Raw genomic sequence first — 20,778 nt, forward strand, 5'->3', positions numbered from 1 at the left:
GGGTCACTCCTCAGAAATCATTCTTTTTTATGTTGTTGAGTATCTTCTGCAGGGTTGCGACGAAGGCGGCATGCTCGGCCGCGTCGATGCCGACAAACATCCTGTTGTAGCTCTCGCGCATGGTCGGCCACAGGCTTTCGAAGGCAGCACGCCCAGCCTCGGTGATCGACACGCGAATGGCGCGGCTGTCGTCCTGATCGGGCATGCGTCGCACCAGGCCGTCCGCCTCGAGCGCATCGAGCGCGCGGCTGAGCGTCGATTGCTCGACGATGGCATAGACCGCGAGACGGCCGATGAGCAGCCCATCGACGACCGAAAGCACGGCCAGCGTCCGCATCTTGGGGGTGGTCAGCCCGAGCTTTGCCAGGTCGTCCCGCAAGGAGGCATTGTAGCGCCCCATGATGCGGTTCATCAGATAGGGCGCAAACTGCTGGAGGCCGATCTCGCCGAGGCGTGCCCCTTCATCATCCTCGCTCGATATGATGTGCTCGGTCATCGGATCTTCCTTTGCAGCGGCGGGCTTGCTGCGGCGAACCTCTACGCCGCAGGCCGATACAGAGCACTACCGCCTGAAATCGCCAACGGGCGGCTCGATCAATCCAGCACCGACCTCGGCCGCCGAGCGGCCGAGACATGCATGCCGACATCAAGCCGCGATGGCCTCACCTAGCTCCGGGGCACGAGCGCCAGCGCGCGCACCGGGCTGCCCGTACCGCGCACGATCTTCAGCGGGGCAGCGATGAGGATCGCTCCCTTGGGCGGCAGTTTATCGAGGTTGCACAGGCTCGCCAGCCCATATCTGTTGGCCTTGTGCATCAGGTTGTGCGCCGGGAATGGCGGCTGCATCCCGCCCGCTGCACCCGCATCAGTGCCGATGCACTGCGTGCCCCAGCCGATAGCGCCGCGCTCGATGATGTATTCGATGCAATCAACCGTCGGGCCGGGTGAATGCGGCCCCTTCTCGTCGACATTGAGGAACTCCGCCTCCGAGCCGTTGCGCTTGTCCCAGTCGGTGCGCATCACCACCCATTCGCCCTTGCCGATCGCACCGTGCTTGGCCTCCCAGGCGCGAATGCCGTCAGCGGTGAGCAGGAAATCGTTATCGGCAGCCGACTGCGCCGAGCAGTCGATGACATTCAATGGGGCGATGTAGTTGCGTACCGGGATGGTGTCCGTGTAGCCGTCGGAAAAATCCTTGCCGGTGATCCAGTGGTGCGGCGCATCGAAATGCGTGCCCGAGTGCTCGCCGATCTTCAGCCAATTCCACGCCCAGAAGGGCCCCTTGTCGTCATACTCGGAGATGGTGTGCATCTCGATCTTGGGCGTATCCACCGCAAACTCCGGCGGCAGCTTGAGCAGGGGCGTGTCCGGACCAAGCGGCCCCGACAGATCGACGACCTCGACCTGCCCGCTCAAAAGCAATTCCGCAAGATTGCCCAGCGTAGCTGCAGCTGCTGTCATTTCAAGTCCTCCACTTGATGGCGCCCAGCCTATCCGGATCCGTTGTCCAGGCCATCGCGCTCGCTCTTCCCGATCAGGAAGCTAGCGTCACTTACATGCATATGCAAATAAAATTTGCGGAGCTGAAAACCGTGATCGCATCCTGACCAGCGGTCGACAACCTTCTTCAAAATATCAAGAATTATCTGCCAGGCGGCGCATCCGGCTTCACAGCGGGAAATTGGCCAGAGCGAATACGGCGATATTTCAGTTGCTCGACCGCCCAATTTTATTTGCAAATGCATTCTAATTGGCCAAGCAGGACTTTGAAAGCCGTGCGATGAAGGGATCGCGCGACGTTGGCCGCCAGCAGAATGCCTACGGTCTAGTCCAGAGATCGGAACACGTCCCGGACAGTCCGGATCGAGCCGGCATCGTTGACCCTGTAGCCGGGCAGTTGCGAGATGGCGGCGTGGAACTCCTGGCTGCGCATCACGGACAGCACGCGCTTGACCGCCTCGAGTTCCAAAATCTCCTTCCGGCAGACGAAGAAGTAGTCTTCGGTCAACAAGCGAACGAAATCGAGGCCGAACTGGCGCGCGGCCGCCTCGACGCCGAAGGCGACGTCGGCCATGCCGGAGGCGACGTAGGCCGCGACGGCCGCGTGGGTAAACTCGGCATGCTCATAGCCGTTGATACGCAAGGGATCGATGCGGTTCTGGGCCAGCAACTGGGCAAGGAGCATGCGCGTGCCCGAATCCGGATCGCGATTGACGAAGCGGACCGAGGGGTCGAGCAACCGCTCCAGCGAGGTGATGCCGAGCGGATTGCCCGGCGCCACCATCAGCCCCATTTCGCGGGTGACGAAACCGATGACGCGATGCGCCGCGGGATTGAGCCAGCCCTTGGTGGCGGCGATGCTGCGCTTGCGTAGCTCGCCCTGCGGCAGATGCATGCCGGCGAGGTCGCAACCGTCATGCACCAGCGATGCGAGCGAGTTCTGGTTACTGACATAACGAAAATCGATCCCGATATCGGATTCGCGGGCGAGCAACTCCCTCAGCTTCGGCACCGCGAAGCCATGGCTGGCATGAACGCGCAGGATGATCGGGCCGTGCGGCAAAAGCTGGTTGATTTCCGTTTCCAACTCCTGCGACAAGTTCTGCAGCAGCGGACCGAGACGGGCCTCAAGCCTCTGGCCGGCCCACACCAGCTTGTCGCCGAAGGGCGTGAGGACTGTGCCGCTGCCCTGCTTGCGCACGACGAGCGGGGTATCGAAGAACGCCGACCACTTCTCGATCAGGTTCCAGGCGTGGCGGTATGAGACGCCGGCAAGATCGGCGGCCTTGGTGATCTTGCCGCTGGCGCGGATCTCGGCCAGGAAATCCAGCATGATCTGCAGCGACTGGGAATCCTGATGGCGTCGAAAGCGCCATACCGGGTCGATCTCGATACGGATCATCATCACCCTCCCAGCTGGTCCCGTACCAGAGATATGAACATGAATTCATATCTCTGCGTCCGTCAGACTTGCACTCGGGATCATGTATTCGCCCGCCGATATAGGCAACAGATATCTTATTCCCACGGGAAAATATCTTTCCTACGCTAGATGCAGTCTCCAGCTGTGTTCCCAGGGTGCGATCACCGGCTGACAGATATGAACTCAATTTCATATGTGGAGGATGTCAGGTGGTATATGCATTTTCGGACTGGACTCAGAAACTCTTGATCGACGGCAAGCGCGTCGACGCCATGTCCGGCCGCACTTTCGATACGTTCGATCCGTCGACTGGCGAGGTGATCGCCAAGATCGCCGAGGCAGATGCCAATGATGTCGACGCCGCCGTGCGCTCGGCCCGCAAGGCGTTCGAAGGTGACTGGGGGCGGCTGCGCGCCAGTGAACGTGGGCAGTTGATGCTCAAGCTGGCGGAACTTATCCGCCAGAACGAAGATGAACTCGTCAACCTTGAGAGCCTAGACAGCGGCAAGCCGGTTTCGGCAATCCGCCGCCAGGACCTGCCAGCGGTGATCGACACGCTGGTCTACTATGCGGGCATGGCCGACAAGATCAACGGCAAGGTGATCCCGGCACGGCAGGACGCACTTACCTACACCGTGCGCGAACCGCTCGGCGTGGTCGGCGCCATCATTCCCTGGAACTTCCCGCTGATGATCGGCATGTGGAAGATCGCACCTGCCCTCGCCTGCGGCTGTACCGTCGTTTTGAAGCCTGCGGAAATCACCCCGCTGACCGCGCTCAGGATCGGCGAGCTGGCGCTCGAAGCCGGCTTCCCTGCAGGTACGCTCAATGTCGTGCCGGGCTTCGGCAAGATTGCCGGCCAGGCGATCGTCGACCATCCCGATATCGACAAGGTCACCTTCACCGGCTCGCCCGTCGTCGGCCGCCAGATCCTGCAGGGTGCCGCTGGCAACCTCAAGCGCGTGACGCTTGAGCTCGGCGGCAAGTCGGCCAACATCATCTTCCCAGATGCCGACCTCGATGCGGCGGTAAAAGCGGCGGCATCGGGCATCTTCTTCAACACCGGTCAGGTCTGCTCGGCCGGCTCGCGCATCCTCGCCCACGAATCCGTCTATGACGAAGTCGTCGAGCGGCTCGCAGCCCGGGCGAAATCGACCCGCATCGGCGACCCGCGCGAAACCTCGACCGCCATGGGTCCGCTGGTCTCGGAAGTGCAGATGAACCGGGTGCTCAACTACATCGACATCGGTACGAAGGAAGGCGCGCACCTGGTCACAGGCGGCGGCCGCCATGGCGAGCGCGGCTTCTACGTCGAGCCGACAGTGTTCGCCGGCGTCGAACACGAGATGCGCATTTCGCAGGAAGAGATATTCGGCCCCGTCGCCACCGTCATCAGCTTCAAGGACGACGAGGACGCGCTGCGCATCGCCAACGGCACTGTCTACAGCCTCGCCGCCGGCGTCTGGACATCAGACATCGCTCGGGCCCACCGCTTCGCCAGGCGCCTCAAGGCCGGAACGGTGTGGGTGAACACCTACGGCCCGACCGACATCCGCTTGCCCTGGGGCGGAGCGCGGGACTCCGGCTTCGGCCGCGAGCATGGCGAAGAAGCGATCGAAAACTTCACCGAGCCCAAGGTGGTCTGGATCAACACCGGCCGCTGACGGTTCGCGCCTGGCGGCGCGACCACTCACCAAACCTGACATCTCAAGGCACCCCGCGCCAGCCATGCGCGAGGCACGGGGGAAGCCTTGCCCAATCCGGAGGACATCAATCATGCGTATTGCCATCATCGGACAGCAGGCATTCGGTCAAAGCGTGCTCGAAGCGTTTCTCGCTCGTGGCGACGAGGTCGCCGGCGTGTTCTGTGCGCCGGAAAAGCCGGGCGCGCGGCCCGATCCGCTCAGGGCCGCGGCCGAAAAGGCCGGGCTCAAGGTGTTCCAGCTGCCGAGCCTCAAGGGCGAAGCGGCGGAGAACGCGCTCAAGGCGCTCGACGTCGATCTGGCCGTCATGGCCTATGTGTTGCAGTTTGCGCCGCAGGACTTCGTCAACATCCCACGCCACGGCACTATCCAGTACCACCCCTCGCTGCTGCCCAGATATCGCGGACCCAGCTCGATCAACTGGCCTGTCATCAAGGGCGACACCCAGACCGGCCTGACCATCTTCCGCCCGACCGATGGCCTCGACGAAGGTCCTGTCGTCCTGCAGAAGACGGTCGACATTGGTCCCGAGGACACGCTCGGGAGCGTCTATTTCGACTGGCTGTTCCCGCTCGGTGTGGACGCGATGCTCGAGGCGGCGGATTTGGTGGTCGCCGGCAAGCACACGGAGACAGTGCAGGACGAAAGCCAGGCCTCCTATGAAGGCTGGTGCAAGGACGCCGAAGCCCGCATCAACTGGCACGGCCACATCGATGCCATCCACAACCTGATCCGCGGCTGCGACCCGGCTCCTGGTGCATGGACCCTTGTGAACGGCACCAAGGTCAGGCTGTTCGAAGCCCGCAAGCACCCCGTACGCCGCTTCGGCGACGTTGTCGGCAAGCCCGGTGAAGTGGTTGCGGTCGGCGAGCGCAGCCTCTCGGTCTGCGTGCAGGGCGGCGTCATCGAAATCTTCAAGGCACGCACGGAGGCTGGCCAAAAACTCTCGGGCGCAGAACTCGCATCGGCGTTTTCCCTGACCTCAGGGTCGAAGCTCGGCACCGACGCTGCACCCGCCAAGGAGAAGGCTCCGGAACCGGCGGAATAAAGGTCTTCCCGGCGCTGGCCCAGGCCAGCCATCTTCCCAAGCGGCCGCCGAGCAATCGGCGGCCTTTTTGTCCGAGGGTCCGGCTGGACCGGTCTCAGCGCGAGCGCATGAACTCGGGAATGCGCACAAGGACGATCTCGGCGACCATGACAGTTACAGCACCGACGACGATGGAATGTGCAAGCATCTCGCCGAGAATCTGCGGCAATCCACCCGACAAAGCCCCGGCCAGTGTCGGAATGCCCAAGCCCGCCATCAGGCCGAGCGGCGCCACCATGTTCTTCACAGGTGAACCCCGGTCCTGGCTCGCCATCTGGATGCCGGTCATGACCACGGTTGCCGCCGCCGGCAAGAACAGTCCGCCGACGACCGCAGCGGGTGTGGCCACCAGCACCGCCGCAACCTTGGGCAGGAATGCCAGGACAATGAAGAGAAGGCCAGCGACGCGGACCACATGCCGGCTGGCAACGCCGGTCAGCCTGATAACGCCGAGATTCTGAGCGTAGGCAGTTGTGCCGAAACCTCCGATCAGCGCAGCCAACATCGAACCACCTGCTTCGCCGGCAATGCCGGCGTTGACGCGCCGGTCGTCAAGTTCAACGCCAGTCAGCCGCGCCGTCGCCTCATACATTCCCATGGCCTCGACAACGGCGACGACGAAGACGATGCACATGGTGATGGTGATCGCCGGATCGAAGGTCAGCGCGCCATAGGGCAGAAGCTTGGGGAAGGCCAACCATGGCGCCTGGCCGACGCTGGAGAAATCGAGCAACCCGAGGCCGAGGGCGAGCAAATCGCCGACAATGAGCGCCGTGAGGAAGCCGAACATGCGGAAGGTGCCTCCGAAGGCAGCGCTGACCAGCACCACCGCCGTCGTCACGCAGGCCAGAAACAGGCTCGATCCGGTGCCGAAGCTGGGCGAGCCGATGCCGCCGAAGAACTCCATGAAGGTGAAACCTGTCAGCGCGACGCCCACCAAGGTGATGATCGTGCCCGAGACTGCCGGCGACAGAAGGCGCCGAAGCTTGGCGAACTGCCCGCAGATCGAGGCAAGGAATACAAGCGCGGCTCCGATGATCAAGCCAAGGCTTGCCGCAGAGATCGTTCCTGCCTTGTAGTAGCCGATGGCCAATGGCGAAAATGCCGAGGACGGCCCCTGCACCACCGGCAAGCGGACCAGCCTGGTGCTTTGCACAACGGTGACCACGCCCGCCGCAAGGAAGGTGGCGGTCACAAGATTGGTCGCCAAAGTGGCGGAGAACCCCGCCACAGAAGCAATGAAGATGGGATCGAGCCAGGCATTCGACACAAGCGCCTGCTGAAGTCCCAATGCGAAGCGACGCTTGGCGGGGATGATCTCCTCGACATCCCCGACCACGCTGTCGACCGCTTCAAGCGCGCCCATACGGGCATGAACGTGATCAGTCATTGATATACTACCTCCTCCCAGAAGTACGAGCCGCTTCCGCGGCATCAGGTGAAATTGAGCCGATGCGCCGTCAGGCCTCGAGACACTGCATGCGGCGCGCATGGCGAGCATGCTCGCGCAGCACGTCGCCGAGTTCGGGCATCACCGGACGGCAATTCTCAACCAGCACCTTGCCGGCAACGACAGTCGTGCCGGCGGTTGCAGGACCGCAGCGCAGCCAGGCCTCGACCGGGTCGCTGTGGGCGCCGGCAAGAGCCACGTCCGACATACTCCAGACGACAAAGTCGGCGCAGGCACCCGGCCTGAGATGGCCGATCTCATCCTCCCAGCCGAGGCAGGCGGCGCCACCGCGCGTGGCGATGTCGAGCGCATCTCGCGCCGACATCGAATGCGGGCCATTGCGATAGCGACCCAACAGCAACGCCGTACGCGCCTCCAGCCACATGGAGGCATGGTCGGTCGAAGCGGAGCCGTCGCAGCCTAGACCGACGCGCATGCCTCGGGTGCGGAGCCCCATGGCGTCGGCCGAGCCACCGCCGATCAGCATGTTCGAACACGGGCACTGCGTGGCACAGACGCCGGCATGTGCAAGGCGGCCGATCTCGGCATCGCTTGGATAAATGAAATGCGCGACCCAGGAGCGCTTGCTGGCCCAGCCGACGCGCTCGAAATATTCGGTCGGTGTGCAGCCATAGACCTCGGCGCAGTATTTGTCTTCCTCGGGGTCCTCGGCGAGGTGGGTGTGCAGCCTGAGATCGTATTTGTCTGCCAGCCGCGCCGATTCCGACATGATCCGCTCGGTGACGGAAAACAAAGAGCAAGGCGCGAGCGCCACGCGCGTCATCGCACCCGGCCTGGCATCGTGATACCTCTCCACCAGCCGGACGCTGTCTTCGAGGATGTCGTCCTCGCGCTGCACCACCGAGGCAGGCGGCAGACCGCCATTCTCGACCGAGCGCGTCATCGATCCACGCGTCGCGTAGAAACGGAAGCCGATGTCGGTGCTGGCTCGGATCTGGGCGTCGATGAGATTGGACTTGGGATGGACGTACATGTGGTCCATCGAGGTGGTGCAGCCGCCCATCAGCAGTTCGGTCATCGCAACATAGGTGGACGCGTAGACCGATTCCCCTGTTAGTCCGGCCCACATGGGGTAGAGGCCAGTTAGCCATTCGAACAGCGAACCGTTCGTCACCGGCGCGTAAGACCGCGTCAGGTTCTGGTACATGTGGTGGTGGGCATTGATCAGTCCGGGCGTGACCAGCCGGCCAAGCGCCGAGATGGTCCTTGCGGCGACCGGCTCTTCGCCAGCCTTGCCCACGGAATGAATTCTCTTGTCTTTGACGGCAATCCAGCCGTCGGCAATTTCCCAGTCGCGATCGACATACACATATGCGTCACGGACGAGCAGGTCTACGGACATGCAGCTTCTCCAGGTCGGTTCTCATTCACTCCGACGAAGCTGGCGTTCAGCTTCGTCGCGCTATGAGCCCTGTCCCTGGAATTGCGAGTTCCGGATCGTCATCGACTGGTAGGTTGAGCGGGCTGCTCTGATCATGCTTGGCAGGAGATCGGCCTTGCTGCGGCCGCCCTCCCCGCCTGAGCGTTCGCACCATCAGGCATTGCTGATGCAAACGCAGATTTGCCTTCCTGTCAAATTATTTTCACATGAGGAACTGGCGCGCCAAATTGGCTAGCCGCCCGAACGGGTCTTGAGTATGGCCGAGAAGCTTGGGTCGAAGGCGCGGCTGATCGGTTCGGCGGCGGCGCCGAGCGCGATCGACCACGGATCGGTGATGCCCAGTTGCAGCCGCGGCAACGTCCGGTCGCGCCGTTCGGCGATCGAGGACAGCAGCGGATGCATGGCATCGACGATCAGTCGGGCAAGCGCTTCGGGCGCGCCGCTGGTCAGGATCACGGTCTGCGGGTCGAAGATCGACTCGATCAGGTGCACACTCCAGCGCAGGTCCTTTGCCGCAGCCGCGACCCAGTCGAGCAGGATCGGTGCCTTGGTCTGCGCCAGCGCATCGACGCGTTCGAACAAGCCGGCATCCGAGGGGTCGAGCCCGAGATGCTGGTAGAGCGAGGCAAGCGAGGCGCGGTGTTCAAGCACCGTGCCACTTGGCGCCAGCAGCGCCATGCCGATCTCGCCGGCATTGCCGTTGCCGCCCCGGTAGAGTTCGCCATTGAGGATCAGGCCGGCGCCGATGCCATAGCCGACATAGAGGCAGACGGCGTTATCAAGACCGTGGGCGGCCCCGACCATGCGCTCCGCGGTGGCGCAGGCCGCTGCGTCGTTCTGCAGGCCGACCTCGAGGCCCGTTCCGGCAGTCAGCCTCTCGATCAGCGGAAACTGCTGCCAGGCCGGCATCATCCATTTGTTGTCGTCGAACTGCGCCAGACCGAAGGGGCCCGGCATGGCGACGCCAAGTCCGACAAGCCGTTTTTCCGATTGGGCGAATAAGCGCGCAAGCTGGCCCCTCACGCCCGCGATCAGCCCGAAGATGATTTCGACGCCAGCGGTGGGATCGTCGGGCGGCAGGTTGGCTTCGGCACGGGCAAGCACGCTGCCCAGCAGGTCGACGGCCACAGCGCGCGTCAGGTGACGGTCGATCTGCAGGCCGATGGCGAAAGCGCCTTCGGGCACCAGCCTGTAGGGCGTGGACGGCTGGCCCCTGCCCTTTCTCACGGCTTCGAGCGAGACGACGAAACCGTCGCGCTCCAGCTCCTCGATGATGTTCGACACCGCCTGCTTGGTCAGTTGCGTCGCCCGCGCCAGGTCGGCGCGTGACAGCGCTCCGTTCAGGCGCAGCGCGTCAATCATGACGCGGCGGTTGTGGGCGCTCGTGCCTTCCTGGTTGGTACCGCTGGTGGCGCGGATCGGGCTGATATCGTTCACCTCAGCTTCCCCTCTTGACACCAATAGATAATTGAAGAAGTAATAAGTCAAGTCAGTTGACTTATTAAGGAGCCACAAGAGCTCCCGGGAACGAAAAGCGGCTGGAGCCGCGGGATTTGTCGAGCTTGAAATGCCTGGAAAGGGACGCCGGCCTCGCCGAGCTGCCTTCGGAAATCAATAAACGGTGCCCCTCGGCATCGCGCTCTTTCAATGTCAGAAAATGGAGGAAGGAATGTTGAAATCGTTTAGCAAAGCGTTGCTCGGTGCGGCCCTCATCGGCGCCGCCTTCGCACCCAAGGCCTTCGCCGAAACCTCTATCAACGCGCTGTTCATGGCGCAGGCCGCCTACAGCGAGGCCGATGTGCGCGCCATGACCGAGGCCTTCACCAAGGCCAATCCCGACATCAAGGTCAATCTCGAATTCGTCCCTTATGAGGGCCTGCACGACAAGACCGTTCTCGCTCAGGGCTCGGGCGGTGGCTACGACGTGGTGTTGTTCGACGTCATCTGGCCGGCCGAATATGCTTCGAACAAGGTGCTGATCGATGTGTCTTCGCGCATCACCGACGAGATGAAGAAGGGCGTGCTGCCAGGTGCCTGGACCACCGTCAATTATGACGGCAAGTCCTATGGCATGCCCTGGATCCTCGACACCAAGTACCTGTTCTACAACAAGGAAATTCTCGAGAAGGCCGGCATCAAGACACCGCCCAAGACCTGGGACGAGCTGGCCGAGCAGGCCAAGATCATCAAGGACAAGGGTCTTTTGGCCACGCCGATCTCGTGGAGCTGGTCGCAGGCGGAAGCCGCGATCTGCGACTACACCACGCTCGTCAGCGCCTATGGCGGCGAGTTCCTTAAGGACGGCAAGCCGGCCTTCCAGAGCGGTGGCGGGCTCGACGCCCTGAACTACATGGTGACGAGCTACACGTCAGGGCTGACCAATCCGAACTCCAAGGAGTTCCTTGAAGAGGACGTACGCAAGGTGTTCCAGAACGGCGAAGCCGCCTTCGCGCTGAACTGGACCTACATGTACAACATGGCCAACGACCCCAAGGACAGCAAGGTCGCAGGCAAGGTCGGCGTGGTTCCTGCCCCCGGCGTCACCGGCAAGAGCGAAGTCTCGGCCGTCAACGGCTCGATGGGCCTCGGCATCACCTCAGCCAGCAAGCACCCCGACGAAGCCTGGAAGTACATCGCCTTCATGACGTCGCAGGCGACGCAGAACCAGTATGCCAAGCTGAGCCTGCCGATCTGGGCGTCGTCCTATGAAGATCCTGCGGTCACCAAGGGCCAGGAAGAGCTGATCGCCGCGGCCAAGCTCGGACTTGCCGCGATGTATCCGCGCCCGACGACGCCGAAGTATCAGGAGCTGTCGACGGCGCTCCAGCAGGCCATCCAGGAATCGCTGCTCGGCCAGGCAAAGCCTGAAGACGCGCTCAAGGGCGCTGCTGAAAACAGCGGCCTGTAAGATCTGGTCCCAACACTCCGGGCGGCTTCGGCCGCCCGGCCCTTCCGGATGCTAAGAAGAGTCGCCGCATGACAGGCTCCTGGATGACGACTCGCGCATGGCTGCTGATGCTGCCGCTGCTCGTGGTCATGATATCGGTCATCGGCTGGCCACTGGTCGACACAGTCAGGCTCTCCTTCACTGACGCCAAGCTCGTCGGCACGGGCGGCAGTTTCGTCGGGCTCGACAACTACGCCAAGATGCTTTCGAGCCCGAACTTCCAGCGGACGCTGGTCACCACGACATGGTTTGCGGTGATTTCGGTGGCCGCCGAGATGGCGCTCGGCGTGCTCGCCGCATTGTTGCTCAACCAGCAATTCTACGGCCGCACCGTGCTGCGCGCACTGATGATCCTGCCCTGGGCACTGCCGACGGTGGTCAACGCGACGCTGTGGCGGCTCATCTACAATCCCGAATATGGCGCGCTGAACGCGGCACTCACCCAGATCGGCCTGCTCGACGCATACCGCTCCTGGCTGGGCGAACCCAACACCGCGCTTGCCGCGCTGATCGTCGCCGACTGCTGGAAAAACTTCCCGCTGGTGGCTTTGATCGCGCTCGCCGCACTTCAGGCCGTGCCGCGCGACATCACCGCCGCCTCGCTGGTCGACGGCGCCGGTCCGTTTTCGCGTTTCCGCTTCGTGATCCTGCCTTATCTTGCGGGGCCGCTGATGGTGGCGCTGGTGCTGCGTACCATCGAGGCCTTCAAGGTGTTCGACCTCATTTGGGTGATGACGCGCGGCGGCCCAGCGAACTCGACGCGCACCATGTCGATCCTCGTCTACCAGGAGGCATTTTCCTTCCAGCGGGCAGGCTCCGGCGCATCGCTGGCGCTCATCGTCACCTTGCTCGTCACGGTCCTTGCGCTCGCCTACGCTGCACTGGTCAGGAAAACAGCGGGGAGCGCCGCCTGATGGAACGCAAGAGCCTGCTGTTCACCTTCTTCATCCACGCTGCAGCGCTTGTGCTCGGCCTCATCGTCGTTGCACCGGTTCTGTGGCTGTTCGTCATGAGCATCTCGCCTGCCGCCGACCTCTCGGCCAGGCCGTTGCGCTGGTGGCCGCAGGAGATCGACTTCTCGCGCTACCGGATGCTGCTGTCGACGCTAGAGAACAGTGCGGGCGCCGCCTTCGTGGCATCGCTCTACAACAGCCTCCGCGTCGCCGGCATTGCGACGGTCGCAGCACTTGCGCTCTCCATCCCCGCCGGCTGGGCCGTGTCGCGCACGCCGGCGGTGGGCTGGTCGCTGTCGATGGTGATCGCAACCTACATGCTGCCACCAGTTGCGCTTGCCGTGCCGCTCTATATGGGGCTGTCCTGGCTTGGCCTGCTCAACAACGTCTTTGGGCTCGCACTGGTCTACCTGACCATCCTCGCTCCCTTCACCACCTGGCTGATGAAATCGGGATTCGACACCATCCCGCGCGAGATCGAGGCTGCGGCCATGATCGACGGGGCCAGCCTGTTCCAGACGCTGCGCATCGTCACCCTGCCGCTGGCAGCACCCGTTGTCGCCACGTCGGCGCTGTTTGCGCTGCTGCTTGCCTGGGATGAATTCTTCTATGCGTTGCTCTTCACCTCGGATTTGCGCGCCAAGACGCTGACGGTGGCGATCGCCGACCTCGCCGGTGGGCGCGTCTCCGACTACGGGCTGATCGCAACCGCCGGCGTGCTCGCGGCCCTTCCTCCTGTCCTGATCGGCCTCGTCATGCAGCGCGCACTGATATCAGGACTCACCAGTGGTGGCGTGAAAGGATGACCGACATGGCAAACCAGAAACCACGCCCGGCAGGCCTCGTGGCCATAGACAGGGAAATGGCGCGCCAGCATGGCGACGCACTTGCGTCCTTCGCCGAAGCCGCGGCGATGGCTGCAAGGGTCGCCGCATCACTCGACAAAACAGGCAGGCTGCTGCTGCTCGGCATGGGCGGGTCGCACGCCGTCAACCGTGCGGTCGAACCGCTCTATCGGGCGCTCGGCATCGATGCCATCGCCATTCCGCTCTCCGAGCAACTCGGCGAGCCACTAACGATCGGCGGACGCACCGTGCTCATGACCTCGCAATCGGGCGAAAGTGCTGAGGTCGTGCGCTGGTTCACCGAGACCGGCGGCCATGCCGAGACTTTCGGACTGACGCTGGAGGCAGGCTCCTTTCTTGCCCGCACAGCACCTTCTCTGGTCGGTGTCGGCGGCACCGAGCTCGCCTTTGCAGCGACGCGCAGCCTGACCGTCACGCTCGCGCTTCACCTCGCCATTCTCGCAGCTCTCGGCGAACACCCGAGCGGTGCGCTCGTGGCGCTCCAGGCGCCCGAAATCGTCGACATAGGCGCTGCACTCAACGCGTTGGGAGAGGTCGACACAGTCGTCACCTCGGGACGGCGCCTGCAGGGCGTGGCCGAGGCGCTGGCACTGGGACTGACCGAACTGTCGCGTCGCCCCTGTTTTTCGCTGGAAGGCGGTCAACTGCGCCACGGGCCGATGGAAATGCTGGGGCCGAAGATCGGCGTGGTGCTGTTTCGCGGCAAGGATCCGACCGCAGATCTGGTCACGGCGATGGCAGTCTCGGCTGTCGAAACCGGCGCGCCCGTCGTCATCTTCGATTCCTCCGGCGAAGCTCCAGTGGCAGGCGCGACCACGCTCACTTTTGGGGCAGCGACCGGCATGGCCGCCATCTTTGCAATGTTGCCCACCGCCCAACGCCTGATGATCGCCTTCGCCGACGCGCGGGTCGACAATGCCGGCACGCCGGTGCGCTCTACCAAGATCACCCGGAGCGAATGAATGCGGCCCCTGGCTGTCATCGGCAACGTCAATGTAGACCTCATTCTTGGCCCGACCGCGCCATGGCCGCAGGCGGGGACCGAGATCACCGTCGATCATGACGAACTCAGGGTCGGCGGCCAGGCCGGCAACACCGCGCTTGCCTGGCAAGCGCTTGGCGTCGATTTCGAGATTGCCGCCAATGTCGGCTCCGATCAGTTCGGCCACTGGCTGCGCGAGGCATTCGGGGATCGTTCTGCGCTGTGGCCGGCGCATGCCGACCGCACCACGCTGTCGGTCGGTATTACCCACCCGGATGGCGAGCGCACCTTCTTCACCACGCGCGGCCATCTGCCCGATTTCAGCCTGGTCGACGTCCATACGGTTCTCCAAGGCAAGCAACTGGCCGGCGGCTACGCCCTGCTTTGCGGCTCGTTCCTGACGCCACTTCTGGCACGCGACCACGACAAACTGTTCGACTGGACCCATGGTCGCGGCATCAAGCTGGTTCTCGACACGGGCTGGCCGCCCGACGGGTGGACGGAGGCGAACTGCGCCGTGACACGCGCCTGGCTGTCCCGTTGCGACTGCGCGCTGCTCAACGAGGTCGAGGCGACGACGTTGACCGGCATAACCGCCCCAGCCGATGCCGCGCGAGCCCTTCTGTCCGGCATGCCCAACGGTGCCATCGTCGTGGTCAAGTGCGGTCCGGGCGGTGCCATTGCCATCGGACCGGACGGCTTGCTTGTCTCGGCCTCCGCACCAAAGGTGACGGTCGTCGATACGATCGGCGCCGGCGACGTATTCAATGCCGCCTTCCTCGCCGCCCTCGCCATGAACAGGCCTTTGGCCGACTGTCTCGCATCCGGCGTGCAGGTGGCCTCGCGCGCGATTTCCACCCTGCCCCGCAGCTATGGCGCGCTGCCGCCTTTCGAGAAAGCCGTTTGATGAGCGCCCTTGAAATCCAGAACATCCGCAAGAACTATGGCGCGGTCGAAACGCTGAAAGGCATCGATGTCGCGCTGGAAAGCGGCGAATTCCTCGTGCTTCTGGGTTCGTCCGGCTGCGGAAAATCGACGCTGCTCAACATCATCGCGGGGTTGGCGGAGGCGACGAGCGGCAACATCACGATCGGCGGGCGGTCGGTGCTCGGCGTGCATCCGAAGGATCGGGACATCGCCATGGTGTTCCAGTCCTACGCGCTCTATCCGAACCTCAGCGTGGCCAGGAACATCGGTTTCGGGCTGGAGATGCGCAAGGTGCCGGTTGCCGAGCGTGACAAGGCGGTACGCGACGCCGCCAGCCTGCTGCAGATAGAGAACCTGCTCGAACGTAAGCCGAGCCAGCTTTCCGGCGGACAGCGCCAGCGCGTCGCCATCGGCCGCGCCTTGGTGCGCAAGCCGCAGGTGTTCCTGTTCGACGAACCGCTGTCGAACCTCGACGCCAAGCTCAGGCTGGAAATGCGCACCGAGCTCAAGCGCCTGCACCAGATGCTGAAGACGACAGTGGTCTATGTCACCCACGACCAGATCGAAGCGATGACGCTGGCGACCCGCATCGCTGTGATGAAGGACGGCCGGATCGAACAGCTCGGCACGCCAGAGGAGATCTACGACCACCCGGCGACACTGTATGTGGCAGGTTTCGTCGGCGCCCCGCCGATGAACATTCTCGACATCAAGGTCGACAACGGCTCACTGGCCATCGCCGGCTCCGACCTCAGGCTGCCATTGCCCGACCGGTTCAAGGCGGTGGCCCGCAACGGCACGCGGCTGGCGTTGGGCATAAGGCCGGAAGCACTCAGGCTGGCTTCGGCGGAGCCGTCATGCCGCCACGCCCTTCCGGTGCGAATCGAAGTCGTCGAACTGACCGGACCGGAGCTTGTCATCACGGCCCGCATCGGCCAGCAAAAGCTCACTGCCTGCCTTGCGCCGCGCGCCAAGGTCAGCCAGGGTGACGCAACGACACTTGCGGTCGACGACGAGGCGTTGCACCTTTTCGACCCGGCCACCGGGCGCGCCTGCCTCGCATGAGGTCATCGTCCAAACGGTCGGGATCCATCAACAAAAACGCGAAACTGCTTCTAGGAACTGCCACTTGTGCGTTGAAAGCAACGGGCAGAAGTTAGGCCACGTTTGCGCGGGCAATCATGCCTTGCGCCATTTGTTGGCGGCAAGCCGGCTTGGGTGGAGGCGCCGTTGGGCGTGCCGGGTCGGTAATGAAGGGTAGCAGGAGTTCGGCAGGTACAGGCCCGCGGTCCGCGCTAGAATGCACGGTTCCTCAAGCCATCCTGCACCAGGACCAGGCTGCCCCTCGCCGCGTGGGAGGAAGCAAAGCGTGCTCGAGAAATATTTCGACCTGAAGCAACAGGGAACATCCGTCCGGACGGAGGTGATCGCAGGCATCACCACCTTCCTGACCATGTCCTACATCATCTTCGTCAACCCGGAGATCCTGTCGACGACAGGCATGGATCGCAATGCCGTTTTCGTCGCAACCTGTCTGGCGGCGGCCCTCGGCTCCATGATTATGGGCCTCGTAGCCAAGTGGCCCATCGGCATGGCGCCGGGCATGGGCCTGAACGCATTCTTCGCCTTCACCGTCGTCGGCGCCATGGGCTTTTCCTGGCAGCAGGCACTGGGTGCAGTGTTCATTTCCGGCGTCATCTTCCTGCTGCTGACAGTCAGCGGTGTGCGCAGCTGGCTGATCGCCGGCATCCCGCATTCGATGCGTAGCGCCATTGCCGCCGGCATCGGCATGTTCCTCGGCATCATCGCGCTGAAAAACTCAGGCATCGTCGCCGCAAGCCCCGCGACCTTCGTCACACTCGGCGACCTCAGCCAGACCGGCACGCTGCTCGCCATCGTCGGCTTCTTCATCATCGCTGCGCTCGACTCGCTCAAGATCCGCGGCGCGATCCTGATCGGTATCCTGGTCATCACGCTCGCCTCGATGGCGCTCGGCGTCAGCCAGTTCAACGGCATCGTCTCCATGCCGCCGTCGATCCTGCCGACCTTCCTGCAGCTCGACATCGTCGGCGCGCTGCATTCGGGCCTTGTGCATGTCATCCTGGTGTTCGTGCTCGTCGAAGTGTTCGACGCCACCGGCACGCTGATCGGCGTCGCCAAGCGCGCCGGCCTGATCGAGCAAGGCAAGCCGAACCGCCTCGGCCGCGCGCTTTTGGCCGACAGCACGGCCATCGTCGCCGGCTCGCTGCTCGGCACCTCGAGCACCACCGCATATGTCGAAAGCGCCTCGGGCGTCCAGGCAGGCGGCCGCACGGGCCTGACGGCAATCGTGATCTCGCTGCTGTTCCTGGCGGCCCTGTTCTTCTCGCCGCTTGCCGGCTCGGTGCCGGTCTATGCGACGGCGCCTGCCCTGCTCTATGTCGCGTGCCTGATGATGCGCGAACTGGTCGAGGTCGAATGGGCCGACATCACCGAAGCGGCGCCGGCAGCGCTGACAGCGCTGATGATGCCGTTCACCTACTCGATCGCCAACGGCCTCGCCTTCGGCTTCATCAGCTATGCCGCCCTGAAGACGCTGACCGGCCGGCCGCAGGACGTGCATCTGGCGACCTGGCTGGTGGCGGCACTGTTCGTCATCCGCTTCGCCTTCTTCGCGCATTGAGGCACTGACAAACGGGATCGCCGGAGGCTGTGTCAGCGGCCTCCGGCGATCTTTTTTTGGCCTCTCGCCTTACTTCGGGGCTTCGGCGGCAGTTTCGCCCGGCGGCAATATCCGGAACATGAAGGTTGTCGCCTTTTCGCCCGGCTTGACCGGGTCGGGCACCTTGTTTGAGACCGGCTTCACGCTCTGCAGGAAGGTGGCAATTGCATTGGCATCCTCAGGCGTCAGCTGCGCGAAGGCATGCCAGGGCATAATCGGCGCCAGCTCGCGCCCATCCGGACGACGGCCCGTCTGGATCGCCGCGACGATCTGCTCTTTCGTCCAGCTGCCGATGCCTGTTTCCTTGTCCGGCGTGATGTTGCGTCCGACAAAAACGCCCATGCCCGGGATCTCGAAACCGACATCCGATCCACCGAGAAACTTGGCGTCGTCGGGTTTTCCGAAGAAGTAGCCCGGCGTGTGGCAATCATTGCAGCCGCTGATGGTTACGAGATACTCGCCCCGCGCCACCCCAGCGTCGGCTGCCGAAGCGCCCGACGACAGCACGGATGCCGCAGCCAAGAATGCAAGTCCAATCGGTGTCCGATACATCGCATCACCCCTTGTCTTTCCTGATTTCTGGCTTGATTTCTGGTCGACCTCGCAAACCCGCCGCAACTTGCCCTCTCCTCCGGCGCAGGGCCATCGGGAGAGCCAATTCTTCGCATTATTAGCAATTGCTGAAAAGACCTGACGCCGGCGCATTCGACCGTGTCGGCCGTCTCCCCGAAGCCACGGAAATTTCTTCAAGATTCAACTTGACGATGAATTGGTGCAGCGCGATATACCACCGTGCCGGCCACAGATGTCGGCGGTAACTCAGGATAGCTCCGTTAATGGACAGTTCCAGTCGATCTAGCATCAGCCTGCTCGCTACGGCGTCGCGAATCTGACCGACTGCGTCCGGTTCACCCGTCCGCCGGCAGGCACAGGACATGAGGTGAACTATGCGGACACTCATCTTCCGCATCATACAACCCGCCCTCCGGTCTGTTGACCTCGGGGATCGAATAGGTCGTTGACGCTGCCGCTTATGCGGCAGTCGCCGGCTGCGCATGGCCGCAGCCCAGCCCTCATTCGATTTCAGGTTGTACGACTATGACCATGCATCATCCGGCTCTGGAGGCCGGCCGTCGGCAGCGCTATGTTCCCAATCTCTGGGACGCGCTGGCCTTCGGCCTCGTCTTTGGCGGCCTCATCCTCCTCATCCAGGGCGGCCGCGACACACTCGCGCCGCTCACCAGCCTCGACCACGCGCCTATCTCGCTCGATCCGGCGATGCTGCCCGAATATGCGCTGCGCACGACCATGCGCATGCTGGCGGCGATCGTGGCATCGCTCGTCTTCACCTTGGCCTACGGCGCGCTCGCGGCCAAAAGCCGGCGCGCCGAAATGGTGTTGATCCCCCTGCTCGACATCCTCCAGTCGGTGCCTGTGCTGGGCTTCTTGTCCTTCACCGTCGTCGGCTTCATGGCGCTGTTCCCCGGCCAGGTGCTGGGGGTCGAGCTCGCAGCGATCTTCGCCATATTCACGAGCCAGGCCTGGAATATGACCTTCAGCTTCTACCAGTCGCTGAAGACGGTACCGGGCGACCTCGACGAAGCTTCGCGCAGCTTCCGCCTTACCTCCTGGCAGCGGTTCTGGCGGCTCGAAGTGCCGTTTTCCATGCCCGGGCTGGTCTGGAACACCATGATGTCGATGTCAGGCGGCTGGTTCTTCGTCGTTGCCTCCGAGGCGATTTCGGTCGGCAACACGACGATCACGCTGCCCGGCATCGGCTCCTATGTGGCGCTGGCTATCCAGCAGCAGAACCTGGCGGCGGTCGCCTGGGCGGTTGGCGCGATGCTCGCCGTCATTCTGATCTACGACCAGCTGCTGTTCAGACCGCTGGTTGCCTGGGGCGACAAGTTCAGGGTCGAACAATCAGCCAGCGGCACGGCTCCGCGCTCCTGGCTGCTTGTCGCCGTGCGCCGCACCCGCGTCTTCCAGATCATAATGCAGCCTTTCCGCGCCGTGCTCGGCAGCCTGCCGCGCCAGCGCTTCGCCATCCCGGCAGCGATGCCGAAGAAGGTCGATACATGGCTGTCGGGCGTCTGGGCCGACCGCATCTGGATAGCGCTTGTGCTCGCCGCCTCGGCCTACATGCTCTGGCTCATCATAGGCTTCATCGCCACCGAACTCGCCTGGGCCGAAGTTGCCAAGGTGTTCGGGCTCGGTGTGATCACCATGCTGCGCGTTATCGTGCTGATGGCGCTCGCCAGCGTGATCTGGGTTCCCATCGGCGTGTGGATCGGGCTTAGGCCGCGCATCGCCGAGCGGGTGCAGCCGCTGGCCCAGTTCCTGGCGGCCTTCCCGGCCAACATCGTGTTCCCGTTCGCGGTCGTTGCCATCGTACGGCTCGGGCTCAACCCCGATGTGTGGCTGTCGCCGCTGATGGTGCTCGGAACGCAGTGGTACATCCTGTTCAACGTCATCGCTGGCGCAAGCGCGTTTCCCAACGACCTCAAGGAAGCGGCGGCGACCTTCCGCATCCGCGGCTGGTACTGGTGGCGCAAGGTCATCCTGCCGGGGATATTCCCCTATTATGTGACCGGCGCGATCACCGCGAGCGGCGGCTCCTGGAACGCCTCTATCGTTGCCGAGGTGGCGAGCTGGGGCAGCACCACGCTCAGGGCACATGGCCTCGGCGCCTACATCGCCGGCGCCACGGAGGCAGGCGACTATCCGCGCATCGTGCTCGGCATCGCCGTGATGTCCATCTTCGTCATCATGTTCAACAGGCTTCTGTGGCGACCGCTCTACACCTTTGCCGCCCGTCGCCTGCGTCTCGATTGAGG

General features: G+C 63.5%; 17 protein-coding genes. 10 read left to right on the plus strand and 7 right to left on the minus strand.

Features of this window, described 5'->3' with window-relative positions:
• Positions 1-10 precede the first annotated feature (10 nt).
• The 3 genes from NDO48_RS16570 to NDO48_RS16580 form a co-directional block, all read right to left on the minus strand.
• On the minus strand, positions 11-496 hold the full coding sequence (locus NDO48_RS16570; RefSeq protein ID WP_018427267.1) for a MarR family winged helix-turn-helix transcriptional regulator: 486 nt from the start codon (positions 494-496) through the stop codon (positions 11-13).
• Between the two features lie 170 nt (positions 497-666).
• Entirely contained in the window at positions 667-1,461 is a 795-nt protein-coding gene (locus NDO48_RS16575; RefSeq protein ID WP_018427266.1) for a cyclase family protein, read from the minus strand.
• Between the two features lie 364 nt (positions 1,462-1,825).
• Positions 1,826-2,902 carry a substrate-binding domain-containing protein gene (locus NDO48_RS16580; protein ID WP_026227038.1) on the minus strand — a complete coding sequence of 359 codons (1,077 nt, stop codon included), beginning with the start codon at positions 2,900-2,902 and terminating at the stop codon, positions 1,826-1,828.
• Positions 2,903-3,195: 293 nt separating this feature from the next.
• Here NDO48_RS16580 and NDO48_RS16585 point away from each other — a divergent pair, with 293 nt between their 5' ends.
• Both NDO48_RS16585 and NDO48_RS16590 read left to right on the plus strand, forming a co-directional pair.
• The gene (locus NDO48_RS16585) at positions 3,196-4,587 is read left to right on the plus strand and encodes an aldehyde dehydrogenase family protein (RefSeq protein WP_245262303.1); all 1,392 of its coding nucleotides are present in this window, start codon (positions 3,196-3,198) and stop codon (positions 4,585-4,587) included.
• Positions 4,588-4,699: 112 nt separating this feature from the next.
• Positions 4,700-5,674 carry a methionyl-tRNA formyltransferase gene (locus NDO48_RS16590; RefSeq protein WP_018427262.1) on the plus strand — a complete coding sequence of 325 codons (975 nt, stop codon included), beginning with the start codon at positions 4,700-4,702 and terminating at the stop codon, positions 5,672-5,674.
• 94 nt (positions 5,675-5,768) lie between these two features.
• On the opposite strand, the gene NDO48_RS16595 is transcribed toward NDO48_RS16590, so the two are convergent.
• The 3 genes from NDO48_RS16595 to NDO48_RS16605 all read right to left on the minus strand — a co-directional run bounded on the left by NDO48_RS16595 (position 5,769) and on the right by NDO48_RS16605 (position 10,002).
• Entirely contained in the window at positions 5,769-7,103 is a 1,335-nt protein-coding gene (locus NDO48_RS16595; RefSeq protein WP_267321802.1) for a uracil-xanthine permease family protein, read from the minus strand.
• Between the two features lie 70 nt (positions 7,104-7,173).
• Positions 7,174-8,526 (minus strand): 8-oxoguanine deaminase, encoded by a 1,353-nt coding sequence (locus NDO48_RS16600; RefSeq protein ID WP_267321803.1) that lies wholly within the window; start codon positions 8,524-8,526, stop codon positions 7,174-7,176.
• Between the two features lie 270 nt (positions 8,527-8,796).
• Positions 8,797-10,002: an ROK family transcriptional regulator gene (locus NDO48_RS16605; RefSeq protein ID WP_018427259.1), complete on the minus strand. Its 1,206-nt coding sequence runs from the start codon at positions 10,000-10,002 to the stop codon at positions 8,797-8,799.
• Between the two features lie 232 nt (positions 10,003-10,234).
• On the opposite strand from NDO48_RS16605, the gene NDO48_RS16610 reads away from it, so the two are divergent.
• The 7 genes from NDO48_RS16610 (at position 10,235) to NDO48_RS16640 (ending at position 17,902) form a co-directional block, all read left to right on the plus strand.
• Positions 10,235-11,473 (plus strand): extracellular solute-binding protein, encoded by a 1,239-nt coding sequence (locus NDO48_RS16610; RefSeq protein WP_267321804.1) that lies wholly within the window; start codon positions 10,235-10,237, stop codon positions 11,471-11,473.
• Positions 11,474-11,541: 68 nt separating this feature from the next.
• Entirely contained in the window at positions 11,542-12,426 is an 885-nt protein-coding gene (locus NDO48_RS16615; RefSeq protein ID WP_267321805.1) for a carbohydrate ABC transporter permease, read from the plus strand.
• Complete coding sequence (locus NDO48_RS16620; RefSeq protein ID WP_018427256.1) at positions 12,426-13,271, plus strand: carbohydrate ABC transporter permease; 846 nt, start codon at positions 12,426-12,428, stop codon at positions 13,269-13,271. Before NDO48_RS16615 ends, NDO48_RS16620 begins: the two co-directional genes overlap by 1 nt.
• A gap of 5 nt (positions 13,272-13,276) precedes the next feature.
• Positions 13,277-14,293, plus strand: coding sequence for an SIS domain-containing protein (locus NDO48_RS16625; protein WP_267321806.1), 1,017 nt, complete (start codon positions 13,277-13,279; stop codon positions 14,291-14,293).
• Positions 14,294-15,220, plus strand: coding sequence for a PfkB family carbohydrate kinase (locus tag NDO48_RS16630; protein ID WP_267321807.1), 927 nt, complete (start codon positions 14,294-14,296; stop codon positions 15,218-15,220).
• The gene (locus NDO48_RS16635; RefSeq protein WP_267321808.1) at positions 15,220-16,305 is read left to right on the plus strand and encodes an ABC transporter ATP-binding protein; all 1,086 of its coding nucleotides are present in this window, start codon (positions 15,220-15,222) and stop codon (positions 16,303-16,305) included. Before NDO48_RS16630 ends, NDO48_RS16635 begins: the two co-directional genes overlap by 1 nt.
• Positions 16,306-16,609: 304 nt before the next feature.
• Complete coding sequence (locus NDO48_RS16640) at positions 16,610-17,902, plus strand: NCS2 family permease (protein ID WP_018427253.1); 1,293 nt, start codon at positions 16,610-16,612, stop codon at positions 17,900-17,902.
• A 69-nt stretch (positions 17,903-17,971) separates the two neighbouring features.
• Here the strand turns inward: NDO48_RS16640 and NDO48_RS16645 are convergent, their stop codons facing one another.
• Complete coding sequence (locus tag NDO48_RS16645; protein WP_018427252.1) at positions 17,972-18,493, minus strand: c-type cytochrome; 522 nt, start codon at positions 18,491-18,493, stop codon at positions 17,972-17,974.
• 546 nt (positions 18,494-19,039) lie between these two features.
• On the opposite strand from NDO48_RS16645, the gene NDO48_RS16650 reads away from it, so the two are divergent.
• Positions 19,040-20,776, plus strand: a complete 1,737-nt coding sequence (locus tag NDO48_RS16650) for an ABC transporter permease (RefSeq protein ID WP_267321809.1) — start codon at positions 19,040-19,042, stop codon at positions 20,774-20,776.
• Positions 20,777-20,778: the final 2 nt, after the last annotated feature.

This window comes from Aminobacter sp. MET-1 (assembly GCF_026521175.1).
GTDB lineage: Bacteria > Pseudomonadota > Alphaproteobacteria > Rhizobiales > Rhizobiaceae > Aminobacter.